Source organism: Halococcus sp. IIIV-5B, assembly GCF_003602035.1.
GTDB lineage: Archaea > Halobacteriota > Halobacteria > Halobacteriales > Halococcaceae > Halococcus > Halococcus salsus.
In genome coordinates, this window is sequence record NZ_QZWE01000025.1 from 16,860 (window position 1) to 32,103 (window position 15,244).

Here is a 15,244-nt window from a genome sequence, read left to right on the forward strand (position 1 = left end):
TATTTCTTGGCACCTGTGACACTCGAAATATGTTGCCGCTACAGATACCCGGTATCCCGGGCGAAAGTGAGGGAGCGACCGTCCTCCTCATTCTCGTCGTCCCGCTGATCGTCGCGTACTGGACCTACGGGGATGCGAAGCGCCGCGGCAACGAGCATCCCCTCAACTGGGGGATCAGTATGTTTCTGTTCGGATTCCTCGGCTTCGCGCCCATACTCGTCGGGCTCGGGCTCTGGACGAGCGTGAGGGAAGACAAATGAGGAAGTCGTCGACCGGAAAGCCACGGTCGATCGATTTCGGTGAGAGGAACTCCCCTCCCTCCTCGGGCAAGCCAAAGCTACAACTGACATCCCGCCCGTACGAGGCGCATGGATCGAACCAACCCGGCCACCGGCGAAGCGCTCGACCCCATCGAGGACGACACCGAGGAGGACATCGAGAACGCGCTCGCGGCGGCCGACGAGACCTTCGAGGAGTGGCGCGAGGTTCCGATCAACGAGCGCCAGCAACTCCTCACCAACGCGGCCGAGGTACTCCGCGAGAACAAACGGGAGTACGCCGAGTTGATGACCAGCGAGATGGGCAAACCCATCTCGGGGGCGGTCGCGGAGGTCGAGAAGTGCGCGTGGGTCTGTGAGCACTACGCCGAGCGCGCCGACGAGTTCTTCCAGGACGAGCTGATCGGCAGCGACCCCGAGACGAAGACCCTGGTCTCCTACGAACCCCTCGGGCCGGTGCTCGTGATCATGCCGTGGAACTACCCCTTCTGGCAGGTCTTCCGGTTCATCGCGCCGCACGTCACCGCCGGCAACGTCGGGATCCTGAAACACGCCTCGAACGTGCCGGGCTGTGCCCAGGCCATCGAGGATATCCTGCTCGAAGCGGGCTACCCGGAGGGGGTCTTCCAGTCGCTGATGGTCCACTCCGACCCGATCGAGGGGATGCTCGAGGACGACCGGATCGTGGCCGCCACACTGACGGGAAGCGAACCAGCGGGCCGCGCGGTCGCCGAGACCGCCGGGGCCGAGCTCAAGAAGACGGTGCTCGAACTCGGCGGCAACGACCCCTTCATCGTACTCGACGATGCGGACCTCGACGCCGCCGCCGAAGTCGGCGCACAGGGTCGCACCCTCAACTCCGGACAGTCGTGTATCGCGAGCAAGCGCTTCATCGTCCACGAGGACGTCTACGACGAGTTCGTCTCGAAGTTCGTCGACGAGATGGATTCACTGACCATCGGAGATCCAACGGAGGAAGAAACCGACGTCGGCCCGCAGGCCCGCGAGGATCTGATGGAGGAACTCCACGACCAAGTCGAGCGCACAGTGGAAGACGGCGCGACGGTCAAGGTCGGTGGCGAACCGCTCGACCGCGAGGGGTTCTTCTACCCGCCGACGGTGCTCACGGACGTGCCCACCGACGCCGCCTCGGCCTGCGAGGAGGTCTTCGGGCCGTCGGCGGCGGTGTTCGAGGTCGGTAGTGAAGAAGAGGCCATCGAACTCGCCAACGACTCCGACTACGGGCTGAGCTCCTCGGTCTGGACCGACGACCTCGCGCGCGGCGAGCGCGTCGCCCGCGAGATCGAGGCCGGGATGAGCTACGTCAACCAGCTCTCGAAATCCGACCCACGACTTCCCTTCGGCGGGGTCAAGGACTCGGGCTACGGCCGCGAGCTCGGTCGGCACGGGGCCCACGAGTTCGTGAACCGGAAGACCGTCTGGGTCCAGGACGCCGACCCGAACTGAACGGTCGGGGGAACGAGTAGCGGCGACGGTCGTTCTCGCTGGCGAGTGGCCGACTCGGGGCCGTTTTCCGTGGTACTGGTTCAGCGCTTTTCGTAGACGTAGAAATCGGAGTGGCGGGACTCGTACTCGTTTTCGACCGTCTCGATCAGTTCGAAGTTCGGGAACGCCGTTTCGACGTAGTCGGTGAAACGCCGGTGTCTGACGTGGAGTTCGGGGGTCGTTTCGTCGTGATTGCTCGAGAAGACGATCACGTACCGAGTCGCCGACGCGAACATGTCGTGCATCGTCTCCTCGAACGTCTCGTCGTCCACCAGATGGAAGACGACCTCCAGGGAGAGCACCAGTTCGGCCTCGAACCGTTCTCGCTGTTCGCCGTGGTATTCGCCCGGGTCGTAGTGTGCGAACGTCTTGGTTTCGTCGTCGGCGAACCGTCGCGAACACGCTTCGACGGCGGATTCGGATATTTCGAGCCCGCGATACGCCGGGTACTCCGCGAGTGCTACTTGGTCACCATCCCCGCAGCCGAATTCGAGAACGGAGTCGATATCGTGTTCGTCGACGAACGCGTTCAGGAAATCCGCTTTGAACCGGCTGTGCTCACCTCGCGAGCCTGGCCCGGAGTCGCGGCCATCGGCGTAGCGTTGTTCCCAGTACTGCGTCGAATCGAACAGCCGGTAGTAGAGGGCTCGTGTTCGGTCAGTGCGCCCCATGAGGGATAGCAGCCGCATCTTCAGATAGGTCGTCGTCCGGCCAGCGAATCCACGCAGCCCTTCGTCGAGAGCGATGTCAACACCTCTTCGTGCGAGCGTTGAGGTACGCATGTGACAGGACACAAATGTAGACTCACTAAAAGCAATGGGTGATTATGCAACCGACACCACTTTCGACGACCGCGTTGCCCGCACCCGGACCGCAACCGCTACATAGCTCTTCTCCCGGGGATAACGTATGCGCCGCTTCGAGGCCCGGCTCCCGCTCGCCTTCGGGACGCTCGTCGCGCTCGTCGCCACCGCCGGGAGCCTCTACTTCAGCCTCGGCCTCGGTCTCGTCCCCTGCGAACTCTGCTGGTATCAACGAATCCTGATGTATCCCCTGGTCCTCGTCCTCGGCGTTGCGGCCCTCGAAAATCGGCGGCGGGTCTTCCTCACTGCCTTTCCACTCTCGATCCTCGGAACCATCGTCGCGGCCTACCACTCGTGGCTTCAGGTCAGCGACACCACCGGAACCTGCTCGGTCGGCGGTGGCTGTAGCGCGGTTCAGTATCAGATAGCCGGCCTCTCGATACCCAACCTCTCGCTGGTCGCGTTCGTGCTGATCACGCTCGCGCTGTTCGTGACGATCCGGAGCCGCTAATCCTCCCTACTCGGCCGGCGCGTCGGCGGGGTCGATCACCTCGTCCGTCGCCGGATAGACACCCACCTGGTCGCAGAGGTCGGCCATCGGGCACGCGTCAGGGTCGTCGAGACACGCCGGTTTGCGGGCTTTGCAGAACTCCCGCCCGAACTGGATCGTCGCGGTGTGGCCGAACCCACACTTCTCGGCAGGGATCTGGTCTTCGAGGACTTCCCTGACCGTCTCGTGGTCGGCGTCGGGCGGCGCGACCCCGAGCCGACGGTAGATCCGGTGGACGTGGGTGTCCACGGGGAAGACGCCCGCGCGGCCACCCGAAAAGAGGAGCACACAGTCGGCGGTCTTGGGACCGACCCCCGAGAAGTCGAGCAGGGTGTCGCGCACCGCACTGGGGTCCTCACCCGTGACGTACTCGTCGAATCCCGCCGCGCCGCCGTACTCCTCGACCACACGGCCCGCGATCCGGCCGAGGGTCTCGGACTTCTGGTTGTAGAGCCCCGCGGGCTGGATGGTCTCGGCGAGGTCGTCCTGATCCACCTCCGCGAGCGCCACCGCGAGGTCCTCGCCCTCGCCGTAGCGCGCCATCAGCGCGTCGTGGGCCGGCTGGCTCGCTTTGTCGGACGTGTTCTGGCTCAGGATCGTGCGGACGAGACACTCGAAGGCGTCCTGACCGCCGTAGGTCTTGCGCCAGTAGCGCTCGCCGAGGCGGTCGACGACCTGCTCGGCACGCGTCTCGGCCGTCCGTTCGTCGAACTCGGTCGCGAGTCCGCCACCGTCGGGCCCGCCACTGATGTTCTCGGTGGGCTCCGGGTCCTCGCTCATACTGGGTCGTTGGCTGCGGAATACTACAAAACGTCGTTCGCGGAACCGCTCAGCCGGCGGGCGAACCGAGCCGTCGTCGAACCACGACGAGCAGCACGGTACCGGCGACCGAGAGCGCCCCGAGAAACGCCCAACTCACGGAGTAGCCCGCATGCTCGACGAGCAGACCGAAGGTCGGCGGCGCGAGGAGGCCGCCGACGTTGATCGCGGTCTGGCCGCCGGCGGTCGCCGCCCCGATGTCGTCGTCGTCGACGATGGTACCGAGACAGGAGTAGAACACCCCAGTGGATCCGTAGACCGTGAGTCCGAGGCCCGCGAAGACGACGAGCGCTACCGGGAACGAGGGGAGGCCCGTCGCGAGTAGTGCGAACAGGACCACCGCGCCGGCCATCTGGACCAGCGCGACGGTGGCCGCCCCGCGCGCGCCGCCGAGGCGGTCGGCGACGCCCCCCGCGCCGATCCGTGCGGCGCTCCCCATGACCTGGGTCAGCGCCAGCACGACGCCGCCGACGAGGGTGGTGTGGCCGAGGTCGTCGACGACGTAGAGCACGATGTAGCCGAGCATCGCGAAGATCGACGCCCCCATGAAGAACCCGACACCGATGAGCACGAGATAGGCCCGATTCGAGCGCAGCACCGAGAAGTCGGGTACCGAGAGGGTACCCTCGCCGCGGGTGCCGTCGTAGAGCGCGACGAAGCCCACGACGTAGCCGCCCGCGAGCGCGGCGATCACCCAGAAGCCGGCCTGCCACGCGACCACCGCTGCCAGTCCCGTGATGACCAGCGAGGCGATCGCGCTGCCCGCCGTGACCCCGACCTGCTTCAGCCCCATAGCGAAGTTGCCCCGGCCGGCGGGCGCGCTCGCGAGGATCCCCCGGTTCGAGGCGGGCATCGCCGAGGAGTACGCGCCCCCGAGCACCGCACCCGCGACAAGCAGGAGGCCGTAGCTCGGTGCGAGCGAGACCCCGACCGTCGCAACCGCGAGCCCGACCAGCCCGAAGACCATCACACGTTTCTCGCCGTAGCCGTCGACCGCCGCGCCGCTCGGCACCAGCGCGACCGTGTAGCCGAGCAGCGCCGCGGTCGTGAACAGCCCGACCTCGGTCGCCGACAGCGAGAAGGCGTCCCTGACGACTCCCGTGGCGGCGAAGATACTGTAATAGCAGAGACTCGCCGCCACCTGCCAGCCCGCGACCGTGGCGACCGACGACCAACTTCCCTCCGTCTCGCGTGACATTCGGCGAGTATCGCCTCGGGTGGTGGTCGGTGACAAACACACCTAAACGTGGCGTATCGGCGAAGTATCCACGAGGATCGATCGACCTAGACCGTCGAGGAGGCGGTCGTTTCGGCGGTCACTCGACCCGGAGCGTCGCGGTGAGCGAGCCGCCGTCGGCGAGCGCCGTCACGAGCTCCCGGTCGAGGTCGCCGGCCGCCCGGTCCGCACCCACCATCACCGTCCGGTCGTCGACGTAGTCGCTGGTCCGACAGACGAGGCTCCGGTCGTTCGTATATTCGAGGTCGGGATGGCCGCGTCCACGGACGGTCCGGGTCAGCCCGTCGACGGCGAGTTCGAGGCTAATGGTCGCGTCGGCGTCGCGGGAGGCGTCGACGAACGCGGGGTCGAAGTCGGCGGGCGTCCGGTCGGCCTCGATCCCGAGGATGCAGTCGCCGGCGGGCGTGAGGTAGTCGTCGGCGGTGAGTTCGAGCGTGCTCGCGTGGCGGGCGGTGACGTTTTCGTGGCCGCGTGCGCGGACGATTTCTTCCACGCCGGTCGTCGGCGGGAGCCGCACTTAGGGCTACGTCTTCGCGACGGTCACCGTGACGGCACCGCAGACGCACTCGTAGGCCCGGCGTTCGCCGCCCGTGTCCCGGAAGACCAGCGCGGGCTCCGGATCGAGGTCGCGGCCACAGCCCTCGGCCTCACAGGTCAGCGTGAGTTCTTCGAACATACCGGGAGAACGTCCGCAGGGGCTATGAACCGGCGGCAACCCCGGAGTGAAACTGAAAGAAACACACGGAAGGGCTATGCCCGGCGCGCCCACTTCGGTCGACATGAACCTCCGCGAGTGGAGCGCGGCCGCGGTCGACCCGGACGGGCAGGATCCACCGACGCCCGACGAGTGGGTCGCCGTCGAGGGGCCCGAGAGCCCGGCGCGCTTCACCGGTGAGCGAACGGTCGCCTACCGGACCCACTTCGCCGACCCCGGTGGGGAGCGCGCCGAGCTCCGTCTCGGTGGGCTCTACGCCCACGCGCGCGTCTGGCTCAACGGCGAGTTCCTCGGGGAGCACGACGCCTACTTCACGCCGTTCACCGCCGTCGTTGACCCGGCGGACGAGAACGAACTCGTCGTGGTCTGTCGGGCGTCCGACGACCGCTTCGGCGGTGTCTTCGAGACGGATCGCCTCCCGCCGCGGGACCGCGTCCCGGGGATCCGGTGGGACGCCACCGTCGAACCCGTCCCCGAGATCGCGCTCACCGACCTCACGGTTCGACCGGCCGAGGGGGACGAGACGGGGATCAACGCCATCGTCACCGTCGACGCCGGGACGGAGCTCTCGGGCCGGATCCGGCTCACGCTCCACCCCGCGGACGGCGAGGCCACGAGCGCGATGACCTCCGTCGGGGTCGCGGCGGAGGCGGGTGGGCGCGTCACCGTTCAGGGTCGGCTCTCGGTTCGTGACCCCGACCGGTGGTGGCCGCGTGGCTTCGGCTCGCAACGGCGTTACACGGTGCGGGCCGCCCTCGGCGACCACGAACGCACCGCGACCACCGGCTTTCGGACCGTCGAGTACGGCTCCGAAGGGCTAGTCGTCAACGGAACCCGGGTCCCGGTTCGCGGCCGAGTCGTGCTTCCGACGACCGATCCCGAGGACGCGGTCGAGGCCATCGAGCACGCGGCCGAGACGAACGCGACTCTCGTGCGGTGGTACGGCCACGTCCCGCCCGAGTCGGCCTACGACGCCGCCGACGAGGCGGGCGTGCTCCTCGTGCAGGACCTGCCGATGAGTCCGGGTGCGCTCGACGCCGAACGCGCCCGGTCGCTCGCACGCCGGCTCTCGGGGGCCTACGGCCACCACGCGAGCCTCGGCCTCTTCGGGGTCCACGACGACGCCTACGAGTTCGAGACGGCCACCGACCAGGGTTCGTGGCGGGTGCTTCGTGCGGTGGGTGGGCGCGAGCACGCGGCGACCGCGACGGCGGCCGCGGGCGCGCTACCGGGTTCCATCCCCACACTCGCCGCTCCCGGCCTCGATGCCGGTGTCGAGGACGGGACCGAGGGCTGGGTGGTCGACGGCTACACGGGGGCGGCCGGCGACCTCGACCCGGGCACCCACACCCGCTACGCGGTGGCCGGAACCGACGCGGCGGCGGCGACGAACGCGGAACGGACGGTCGCGGCGCTCCGCCGGTCGGGGATACCGTTCCTCACCGTGTTCGCGCCGCCGAACGCCGCGTCGGTCGACGCCACGCTCGCGACCGGGTTCGAGCCGGTGACCGTGTTCCTCGACGACCCGACCGGACCCGAACCCGCAGTCGTGGTGAGCAACGACACCGCCGACCCCATCGCGGGCGAGGTCGAGTGGGAAGCAGGTGAGCGGTCGGGAACGGTCGCGGTCGACCTCGGGCCCGCCGCGCGGGCGACGGTCGGGACGGTCGACCCGCCCGCGGAGGCCGATAGCGTCGACCTCGTGCTCTCGGTCGGGGAGCGGACGGTCGAAACCAGCTATCCCCGGTAGACCGGGCCGAGAGACCGTGTGACGACCTCTCACCATCGCAACGTTTAAAGTGGTTCTGCCACTATGCGCAGATGCCAGAAGCCGCCGGCATCACTGTGGTATCGCAAACGAATGATACGGGCCTCTCCTCCGAGCAGTCAGCGACCGACGAGGAGCGGCGACCATCCGGCGCGACTGGGATCGCAACCGAACCATGGCAAGCACAATAGACCAATCAGCGAACGTCGAACTCACCGATAACGACCTCGAAAGCGACTCGAAAGGCAAGCTCATCAAGCTCGCCGGCAAGCTCCGCGACCGCCGGAACGAGCTGAATCAGGCGGCCTCCGAGCGCGCCTCGCGACGCGACGAGCTCAACGCGAAGACGCGAGAGCAGGTCGATCTCGCGCAGGAGCACCGCGAGAAACGCGACGAGCTGAACGAGAAGGTCCAAGAACACAAACAGCAACGAAACGAGCTCAACGCGAAGGCCAACGAGCTCTTCGACGAGGTCGACGACATGAAGGGCGACCTCGACCTCGACGAGGGCAAGGACCTCGACACGCTCGAATCCGAGATCGAGGACCTCGAGTTCCGCCAGCAGACCGAGGTCCTCTCGGCCGAGGACGAGCGCGAACTCATCGAGAAGATCGAGGACAAGCGCGAGCAGTATCGCAAGCGCCAGGACGCCCTCGAGGACACCGAGGGGCTCGAAGAGGTCAAGGCCGAGGCCGAGGAGGTCCGCGCCGAAGCCTCCGAGCACCACGAGAAGGTCACCGAGCTCGCCGACGAGGCCCAGGAGCACCACAACGAGATGATTTCGGCCTACCGCGAGGCCGACGACGTCCGCGACGACGCCGACGAGTGGCACGAGAAGTTCGTCGAGGCCCAGGAGGCCGCCGACCGCCACCACGAGGACTTCGTCCGGGTCCAGAAGCGCCTCCGCGAGATGGACAAGGAGGAAGAACAGGAGCGCAAGTCCGAGCGCGACGAGCGCCGCGAGGCCGCCGAGGAGGAGGCCGACGAGATCTACCAGCAGTTCCTCGACGGCGAGACCCTCGACACCGAGGACCTGATGAAGCTCCAGAAGGCCGGCAAGCTCTAAACCGCAAGCGACATTCTTCCGGCAGCGCTCCGCGAGCGAACCCTTAATCCGCGTTCCGCACCGAGAGCGCCCATGCCGACCAACGCAGACAGACTCGCGGGTGCGGTCGTCGGGGCGACGGCGGGAGCGAGCCTCTGGGGTACCGTCAAACGATTCCGAGCGCAGGCGACGAACGGCTACAACGTCGCCGAGGTCGCCGTCGAGGGGCCGATCACGCGCGACGGGAGCCGCGTCCCGGGTGCGGGTCGGGGGTCGATACCCGCCGACAAGGTCGTCGAGCAGATCGAGCGCGCCGACGATGACCCGAACGTCGAGGCACTGATCGTGAAGCTCAACACCCCCGGCGGGGAGGTGCTCCCGAGCGAGGACATCCGGATCGCGGCCGAGCGCTTCGACGGGCCGACCGTCGCCTACGCGACCGACACCTGCGCGAGCGGCGGCTACTGGATCGCGAGCGGCTGTGACGAGCTCTGGGCGCGCGAGGCGAGCATCGTCGGCTCCATCGGCGTCCGCGGCTCCCAGGTCAACGCCAAGGGGCTGGCCGACAAGCTCGGGCTCGACTACCGCCCGATGACGGCGGGCGAGTTCAAGGACGCGGGCTACCCGCTGAAGGAGCCGGAAGCCGAGGACGAGGCCTACCTCCAGGGGATCGTCGACGACTACTACGAGACCTTCGTCGAGCGGGTGGCGGCGGGCCGCGACCTCGACGAGGCCACCATCAAAGAGACCGAGGCGCGCGTCTACCTCGGGGCCGACGCGGCCGAGAACGGGCTGGTCGACGAACTCGGCACCCGCGAAGACGTCGAGGACCGACTGGAAGACCGCCTCGGCCACGAGGTCGAGGTCGAGGAGTTCGAGCCCGAGCGCAGTCTGATGGAGCGCCTTCGGAACAGCTCCCAGGGGATGGCCTACGCGGTCGGCGCGGGCGCGGCGAGCGCGTTCGACGTCGACGAGGAGTTCCAGCTCCGACTGTAGGACCGAACGGCGGCCATGACGAGCGTTTTTATTCCATCGTGGCGTGCATCGGGACGTGAGTACGCTCGTGGTCTGTCTCGACCGCGGCGAGACCGTCGCGGCGGTCGCCGACGAGGTGCCGGTGGTCGGCGAGCGGGCGGTCCGGTCGCTCGTGACCGAGGCCGGCCTGCACGATCCGGAGAGCAGCCGGACCAACTGTTTCCTCGAAGGGCTGCGGGTGGCGCGCGACCTCCGGGAGACGGGCGAAGACCCGGTGGTCGCGGTGGTCTCGGGGGCCGACGACTCGGTCGACGCCGACCGAGCGGTCGCCCGCCAGATCGACGAACTCCTCGCGGCCCACGACATCGACTCGTCGGTCGTGGTGACCGACAGCGCCGACGAGGGCCTGGTGCACGTCGTCGAGAGCCGGGTTCGCGTCGACGGCGTCTCGCGGGTCGTCGTCCGCCAGTCGCGCGACCTCGAATCCACCTACCACTACCTCAAACAGTTCCTCGACGACGAGGAGCTCCGACAGACGGTGCTCGTGCCGATCGGGATCGCGTTGCTCGTGGCCCCGGTGCTGGTGGTGCTCGCCCGGAGCGCGGCGGTCGCGGTCGCGGTCGTCGCCGCCGTCACCGGGCTGTTCTTGCTCTACAAGGGCTTCGGGGTCGACGACGCGTTCGGTGCGATCGCCCGCGGGCTCCGCGGCGGGTTCTACACCGGTCGGGTGTCGGTGGTGACGGGCGTCATCGCCGCGGGGCTCGCGCTCGTCGGCGTCGTCGCGGGCGGGATCAACGCCTCGCCGCTCGCGCGGACCGCCAGCCCGCTCGTCACCGTGATGGCCTTCCTGTTCGCGAGCGTGCCGTGGCTCGCGACCGCGGCGCTGACCGCGAGCATCGGCCTCGCCGCCGACGAGTGGCTCGCCAACGACCGCGTTCGGACCTCGGCGCTCAACCTGCCGTTCGTCGCGGTCGCCGTCGCACTCGTCGTCCGGGGCTTCGCGGCCTACTTCCTCGAACGCGCCGGCGTGACCGCCCCGCTCCAGGTGCCGGCGCTCTCGCTCGGGGTGATCTCGGTTCGGGGCTTCGCGGTCACCGCCGACACCCGGCTCCTCGGGTTCGTGCTCGCCGGGGTGCTGGTCACGTTCGTCGGCGTCGGCGTCGCCGCCCGCATCGGCACCGGGATCGCCGACGAGCCGAGCGAACAACCCGAGTGACGGGGTCGCCGGACGACGGCCGCGCGACTACGGGGTGTGGCAAGGAAGAGATGGAAGGGTCCGACCTCAGAGCAGGTCGTCGAAGTCGTCGTGGACGTCGATGTCGACGCCCGCGTCGGTGATCTCGGAGATGATGATACCGTTACCGCTCGCGGTGTCGCGCTCGACGGCGCTCTTGACGGCGTCGGTGGCGACGGTCTTGGCCTCCTCGTTCGAGAGGCCCTCCTCGAAGCGCTGTTCGAGCACACCGTAGGCGAACGGGGAGCCCGAGCCGGTCGCGTTGTAGGGCTCCTCCATGATGCTGCCCGCGGGGTCGATGCTGTAGATGTGGCTGCCCTCGTCGTCGACGCCACCGAGGATGGGGTGGACGATGTAGAACGCGCCGCTCCGGAGGAAGTTGGAGGTCAGCGTGGCGAGCGCCTTGATCGACATCTCCTCGCCGCGGCGGGCCTCGTAGAGGCGGACCTCGGCCTGGAGGTTGTTGATCAGCGCCTGGGCCGCGCTCACGGCCCCGGAGATGGTGAGCGCGCCGCGGGGGTGGATCTCCGCGATCTTCTCGGCGCGCTTGCTCGCGACGAGGTTGCCCGCGCTCGCGCGGCGGTCGGTGGCGAGCACGACGCCGTCGGTCGTGGTGAGGCCCACGGTCGTGGTACCGGTCTTGGTGATCTGCTCGTCCGACATGTCGTGCGTCGGCAGGTCGCCGAGTTCCGGGCCGTAGAGACCCTCCGTCTCCGCCTGTCCCGGCCGGCCGAGATCCGGGCTGTTCGGGAAGTCTTGCATACCACCGTTACCGGCCCGACGCTTAAAAGACCAGTCCTTCCGCGCGTCACTCGAAACCACAAGGTTCGACCCTCTACATCACGACGACCAGCTATGACCGACTACCTCGTTGCGATGGAGGCCGCGTGGCTGGTTCGCGACGTCGACAACATCGACGACGCGATCGGCGTCGCGGTGAGCGAAGCGGGCAAACGACTCAACGACCAGGACAAGTCCTACGTCGAGGTCAACGTCGGCGCGACGGGCTGTCCGGCCTGTGGCGAGCCGTTCGACTCGGCCTACGTCGCCGCCGGCACGGCACTCGTGGGACTGGTCCTCGAGATCGACGTCTTCAACGCCGACGGCCAACAGCACGCCGAGCGGATCGCCAAGAGCGAGGTCGGCGGCGCGCTCCGGGACGTCCCGCTCTCGGTGGTCGAGACGATCGAACTCGATGGGGACGAGGAGCAGGCCGCGAGCTAGGTGAACAGGAAGACCACGATACTCACCGCGAGCAGCGCGACGGCGAACGCACCCGCGAGCGCACCTCCCATCCCGACCATCGCGTTGGCGTGGCTCGCGAGGGTCTCGGTTCTGTCGTTGCCGAACACAGTGACGCGGGCGCGTTCGGTCGCCATCCCCGCCTCGACCGGCTCGCGGTCGGCGAGGGCCTCCTCGACGAGCGACGCGACGAGCGCGATGAGCTCGTCGTGTGGGATGGCCCCGCCGACCTGATTCGCCGACTCGACGGTGTTGACGACGTGGGTGTCGGTCGTCATCACCTCCGCCGGGTCCGCGTCGATGTGGTCGAGGATCGCCTCCCGGAGCCCCGGTTCCATGTTGTTGCCGTCGATCAGCACGGAGACCCCGGTCTCGCCCGCGACCGTGAACGCCGCGACCCGGACGCCGAGCGGGCCGATACCCTCGCTCGCCGTCCACGGCGTCTCGTCCCACGCCACTCCGAGTTCGAGCCGACCGTGCGGCGCGTTCGCGAGCGCCGCCGAGACCTCGCCGACGCCCTCGATGAGGTCGAACGAACGCTGACTGCCGGGGACCACGTGGCCGAGGTCGTCGCCCGCGAGCCCGTCGTTCGCGTTGTGGGCGTCGACCACCATCGCGTCGACGCCGTGGGACCGCGCCTCGGCGACCGCCGACAGCCCCACCGAGTAGTCGATGTCGTCGGCGAGCCCCGGTGCGTAGGTCGCGACCACCATCGCACCGTCGCCCATCGCCTGCCCCGTGACGGTGGCCTCGCCGACACGGCGTCGGACCGGCGGTGTCCCCGTTTTCGAGTACTCGATCCGGTCGTGGGCATGCGAGACCGCGTCGAGGAGGGTGTCGACCTCGCGCTCGGAGACGAGGTTGAAGTCGTGGCCCGCGGTCGCGTGGGGCGGGAAGCCGAGCCCGTCGGCGCTCCTCGCGACGCGCTTCGGGAGGTTGCCGCCACCGATCTCGCCCATCGGGCCCGGGTGGATCATGGGAAGTACGAACCGCGCCTTCTCGGAGCCGTCGGGACGGCGGGCCGAGAGCACGCTCACCGGCACCACCGCCTCCTCGCCGAGCGCCGCGAAGAACTCCTCGAGTTCGTCGGAGCCCTCCGCGATGTGGCCGACGAACCCCCGACCGAAGTCGAGGACGCTCACGCCGAGGCTCCGTCGCCACGGCCGGTCGATGACGCGGACGAACACCACGACGGCGAGTGCGTAGAGCGCACAGAGCAACGCGAGCACGGCGAAGTCGAGTGGTTTGACCGCCCCGAGTTCGGCGGGGCCGCGGCTCGGTCGCGAGAGGAAGGACTGGACGAGCGGGCCACCGACCTCGACGTAGCGCGCGGTGCCGCTGTAGACGAAGACGAGGAACGCCGCCGTCGCGGTCTGGATCCCCGCCGGGATCGCCGTGACGACGAGCGACTTCCGCGAGACCGCGAGCAGGACGGCCAATCGAATGCCGCCGACCGCAGCCAGCCCGACGGTGAGCGCGTCGAAGACGAACCGCTGGCCGAGCGGCGTGAGGACGGCGATCGTCCCCGCGACCACGAGGACCGCGACCAGGAAGACCTCACAGACCAGCGCGAGCAGGGAGGCGCGGTTCGGCGTGAGCTGGCCGCCGAGCCGCCGGTCTATCGGGGGGGTGGCGACCGCCGCGACGACCGTCGGCACGCCGATGAAGAAGACACCCTGCCAGGCGTCCTCGAGAACGAACTGCGAGTCGAACGCCGCGGCACCCGCGAGCGCCGCGACCACGAGGGCGAAGCCGAGGCTCGCGTACCACTTCGGGGCGCGAAAGATGAACCGCGAGAGCGCCGCGAGGTCGCCCTGGGTCTCGGTCATTCGGGAGAACCACCCAGTGGCGGCTAAATCCCTCTTTCGGTGGCGTCACAGACCGCCCGAAAGTTCTCGAACACCGCCTCGCCCTCCTCGGTGTGGGCCACCTCGGGGTGCCACTGGACGCCGAAGAGGTCCTCGCTGGTGTCGCTCATTGACTCGATCCCGCAGATGTCGCTCTTCCCCGTGCGTTCGAAGCCCGGCGGGAGTTCGACCACCTGGTCGGCGTGGCTCGCCCACACCCGTGTCTCGGGCGCGAGCGACCCGACCAGCGGGTCCTCCGGACTGTCGATCTCGACGGTGACGTCGGCGTACCCCCCATATTCGCCGGGTTCGACGCGACCGCCGCGCTCGACCGCCATCACCTGCATCCCGAGACAGATCCCCAACACCGGGATCCCCATGTCGAGGTACTCGTCACACCGCCCGCCCGCGTCGGGGTCGTCGGCCGAGTCGGGACCGCCGGAGAGCACGATCCCGTCGGCCTCGATCTCCTCGGGGGGCGTTGTGTTGTCGACGATCTCGGTCTCGACGCCGATGTCGCGGAGCGCCCGGCCTTCGAGGTGGGTGAACTGGCCGTGGTTGTCGACGACGACGATCCGGGTCATGTCTGGGGCTGGCGACGCGCCGGCTAAAATCCCCCGAAACGTGTGCGGCTCCGTCACGTCTCGTCACTCGAGGACTCGCGGCGCTCGGCGGCCGAGGCGAACCCGAACTCCGCCTGTTCCTCGCTTCGGCGGCCCTCGCGGGCGGCGAGCGCTTCGGGGTCGGGGTTGGCGTCGTCGTCGATCCGCGCCCACGACGAGTGTATCTTGGCGTGACACCACCGGCAGAGATAGACCGTGATCTCGTGGCTCACCTCGCGCGAGTCGTCGTCGGCGTAGGAGAGGTGGTGTTCTTCGAGCAGCGGGCGGTCCGTACTGTGGGCCATCCGGCGCTCGTCGAGGCCACACCGGACACACTCGCGCGAGCGGTTTCGGGCGCGGAACTGCGGGCAATCCCGCCAATCCCAGTCGGGGCCCGCCTCCGTCACGACCGGACAGGCGAAGTCGTCGGCTTCGCGCTCGCGGGCGAACCCGGGGTCGTGGGAGCCGTGTTCGAGTGCGTATCGACAGCGGCCGTCGTCGGTGAGGTGGTCACACCGCTCGACGAACGCGTACGGGTCGGCGACGCCGACCGACGTGCCGGCGGGCGTCTTCTCCATAGCGAACGGCGGCCGCGAATCGGTTTGAACGTTCCGTCGGGTTCG

At 68.6% G+C, this 15,244-nt stretch carries 17 protein-coding genes; 8 read left to right on the plus strand and 9 right to left on the minus strand.

Going from position 1 to position 15,244, the window contains the following annotated elements:
• Positions 1-29 precede the first annotated feature (29 nt).
• Both D3261_RS14910 and D3261_RS14915 read left to right on the plus strand, forming a co-directional pair.
• Positions 30-260 (plus strand): hypothetical protein, encoded by a 231-nt coding sequence (locus tag D3261_RS14910; RefSeq protein ID WP_120073698.1) that lies wholly within the window; start codon positions 30-32, stop codon positions 258-260.
• Between the two features lie 108 nt (positions 261-368).
• Positions 369-1,745 (plus strand): NAD-dependent succinate-semialdehyde dehydrogenase, encoded by a 1,377-nt coding sequence (locus D3261_RS14915; protein ID WP_120073700.1) that lies wholly within the window; start codon positions 369-371, stop codon positions 1,743-1,745.
• Between the two features lie 80 nt (positions 1,746-1,825).
• Here the strand turns inward: D3261_RS14915 and D3261_RS14920 are convergent, their stop codons facing one another.
• Positions 1,826-2,455, minus strand: coding sequence for a class I SAM-dependent methyltransferase (locus tag D3261_RS14920; RefSeq protein ID WP_233554010.1), 630 nt, complete (start codon positions 2,453-2,455; stop codon positions 1,826-1,828).
• A 238-nt stretch (positions 2,456-2,693) separates the two neighbouring features.
• Here D3261_RS14920 and D3261_RS14925 point away from each other — a divergent pair, with 238 nt between their 5' ends.
• Positions 2,694-3,098, plus strand: a complete 405-nt coding sequence (locus tag D3261_RS14925; RefSeq protein WP_120073704.1) for a disulfide bond formation protein B — start codon at positions 2,694-2,696, stop codon at positions 3,096-3,098.
• Positions 3,099-3,104: 6 nt separating this feature from the next.
• On the opposite strand, the gene nth is transcribed toward D3261_RS14925, so the two are convergent.
• From nth to D3261_RS20410, 4 genes are all read right to left on the minus strand, one after another.
• Entirely contained in the window at positions 3,105-3,917 is an 813-nt protein-coding gene (nth, locus tag D3261_RS14930) for an endonuclease III (protein ID WP_120073706.1), read from the minus strand.
• A 49-nt stretch (positions 3,918-3,966) separates the two neighbouring features.
• Positions 3,967-5,154, minus strand: a complete 1,188-nt coding sequence (locus tag D3261_RS14935) for an MFS transporter (protein ID WP_120073708.1) — start codon at positions 5,152-5,154, stop codon at positions 3,967-3,969.
• A 118-nt stretch (positions 5,155-5,272) separates the two neighbouring features.
• Positions 5,273-5,686: a DUF371 domain-containing protein gene (locus tag D3261_RS14940; RefSeq protein WP_120073770.1), complete on the minus strand. Its 414-nt coding sequence runs from the start codon at positions 5,684-5,686 to the stop codon at positions 5,273-5,275.
• Between the two features lie 30 nt (positions 5,687-5,716).
• Positions 5,717-5,869: a hypothetical protein gene (locus D3261_RS20410; protein WP_199694027.1), complete on the minus strand. Its 153-nt coding sequence runs from the start codon at positions 5,867-5,869 to the stop codon at positions 5,717-5,719.
• Positions 5,870-5,972: 103 nt separating this feature from the next.
• Between D3261_RS20410 and D3261_RS14945 the strand changes: the two genes are divergently transcribed.
• The 4 genes from D3261_RS14945 to D3261_RS14960 all read left to right on the plus strand — a co-directional run bounded on the left by D3261_RS14945 (position 5,973) and on the right by D3261_RS14960 (position 10,912).
• Positions 5,973-7,658: a glycoside hydrolase family 2 gene (locus tag D3261_RS14945; protein ID WP_120073771.1), complete on the plus strand. Its 1,686-nt coding sequence runs from the start codon at positions 5,973-5,975 to the stop codon at positions 7,656-7,658.
• 193 nt (positions 7,659-7,851) lie between these two features.
• A complete protein-coding gene (locus D3261_RS14950; protein WP_120073710.1) occupies positions 7,852-8,742 on the plus strand; it encodes a coiled-coil protein in 891 nt (296 codons plus the stop codon).
• A gap of 72 nt (positions 8,743-8,814) precedes the next feature.
• Positions 8,815-9,717 (plus strand): signal peptide peptidase SppA, encoded by a 903-nt coding sequence (sppA, locus tag D3261_RS14955; protein WP_120073712.1) that lies wholly within the window; start codon positions 8,815-8,817, stop codon positions 9,715-9,717.
• Between the two features lie 55 nt (positions 9,718-9,772).
• Positions 9,773-10,912, plus strand: a complete 1,140-nt coding sequence (locus D3261_RS14960; RefSeq protein WP_120073773.1) for a DUF373 family protein — start codon at positions 9,773-9,775, stop codon at positions 10,910-10,912.
• A 66-nt stretch (positions 10,913-10,978) separates the two neighbouring features.
• On the opposite strand, the gene psmB is transcribed toward D3261_RS14960, so the two are convergent.
• The gene (psmB, locus tag D3261_RS14965; protein ID WP_120073714.1) at positions 10,979-11,692 is read right to left on the minus strand and encodes an archaeal proteasome endopeptidase complex subunit beta; all 714 of its coding nucleotides are present in this window, start codon (positions 11,690-11,692) and stop codon (positions 10,979-10,981) included.
• Positions 11,693-11,785: 93 nt separating this feature from the next.
• On the opposite strand from psmB, the gene D3261_RS14970 reads away from it, so the two are divergent.
• Complete coding sequence (locus tag D3261_RS14970; RefSeq protein ID WP_120073716.1) at positions 11,786-12,154, plus strand: DUF555 domain-containing protein; 369 nt, start codon at positions 11,786-11,788, stop codon at positions 12,152-12,154.
• Here the strand turns inward: D3261_RS14970 and D3261_RS14975 are convergent.
• Genes D3261_RS14975 through D3261_RS14985 form a run of 3 tightly spaced genes read right to left on the minus strand, consistent with a single transcriptional unit; the run spans position 12,151 to position 15,199 of the window.
• The gene (locus tag D3261_RS14975; RefSeq protein WP_120073718.1) at positions 12,151-14,001 is read right to left on the minus strand and encodes a DUF2070 family protein; all 1,851 of its coding nucleotides are present in this window, start codon (positions 13,999-14,001) and stop codon (positions 12,151-12,153) included. The two genes, D3261_RS14970 and D3261_RS14975, sit on opposite strands and share 4 nt — an antisense overlap.
• Before the next feature lie 23 nt (positions 14,002-14,024).
• Positions 14,025-14,603 (minus strand): GMP synthase subunit A, encoded by a 579-nt coding sequence (locus D3261_RS14980; RefSeq protein WP_120073720.1) that lies wholly within the window; start codon positions 14,601-14,603, stop codon positions 14,025-14,027.
• Between the two features lie 53 nt (positions 14,604-14,656).
• A complete protein-coding gene (locus D3261_RS14985) occupies positions 14,657-15,199 on the minus strand; it encodes a hypothetical protein (protein ID WP_120073722.1) in 543 nt (180 codons plus the stop codon).
• Between the last annotated feature and the right edge of the window lie 45 nt (positions 15,200-15,244).

Coding starts and splice junctions, on each gene's coding strand:
- D3261_RS14910 (WP_120073698.1), top strand. CDS start 30: ATGTTGCCGCTACAGATACCCGGTATCCCGGGCGAAAGTGAGGGAGCG.
- D3261_RS14915 (WP_120073700.1), top strand. CDS start 369: ATGGATCGAACCAACCCGGCCACCGGCGAAGCGCTCGACCCCATCGAG.
- D3261_RS14920 (WP_233554010.1), bottom strand. CDS start 2,455: ATGGGGCGCACTGACCGAACACGAGCCCTCTACTACCGGCTGTTCGAT.
- D3261_RS14925 (WP_120073704.1), top strand. CDS start 2,694: ATGCGCCGCTTCGAGGCCCGGCTCCCGCTCGCCTTCGGGACGCTCGTC.
- nth (WP_120073706.1), bottom strand. CDS start 3,917: ATGAGCGAGGACCCGGAGCCCACCGAGAACATCAGTGGCGGGCCCGAC.
- D3261_RS14935 (WP_120073708.1), bottom strand. CDS start 5,154: ATGTCACGCGAGACGGAGGGAAGTTGGTCGTCGGTCGCCACGGTCGCG.
- D3261_RS20410 (WP_199694027.1), bottom strand. CDS start 5,869: ATGTTCGAAGAACTCACGCTGACCTGTGAGGCCGAGGGCTGTGGCCGC.
- D3261_RS14945 (WP_120073771.1), top strand. CDS start 5,973: ATGAACCTCCGCGAGTGGAGCGCGGCCGCGGTCGACCCGGACGGGCAG.
- D3261_RS14950 (WP_120073710.1), top strand. CDS start 7,852: ATGGCAAGCACAATAGACCAATCAGCGAACGTCGAACTCACCGATAAC.
- sppA (WP_120073712.1), top strand. CDS start 8,815: ATGCCGACCAACGCAGACAGACTCGCGGGTGCGGTCGTCGGGGCGACG.
- psmB (WP_120073714.1), bottom strand. CDS start 11,692: ATGCAAGACTTCCCGAACAGCCCGGATCTCGGCCGGCCGGGACAGGCG.
- D3261_RS14970 (WP_120073716.1), top strand. CDS start 11,786: ATGACCGACTACCTCGTTGCGATGGAGGCCGCGTGGCTGGTTCGCGAC.
- D3261_RS14975 (WP_120073718.1), bottom strand. CDS start 14,001: ATGACCGAGACCCAGGGCGACCTCGCGGCGCTCTCGCGGTTCATCTTT.
- D3261_RS14980 (WP_120073720.1), bottom strand. CDS start 14,603: ATGACCCGGATCGTCGTCGTCGACAACCACGGCCAGTTCACCCACCTC.
- D3261_RS14985 (WP_120073722.1), bottom strand. CDS start 15,199: ATGGAGAAGACGCCCGCCGGCACGTCGGTCGGCGTCGCCGACCCGTAC.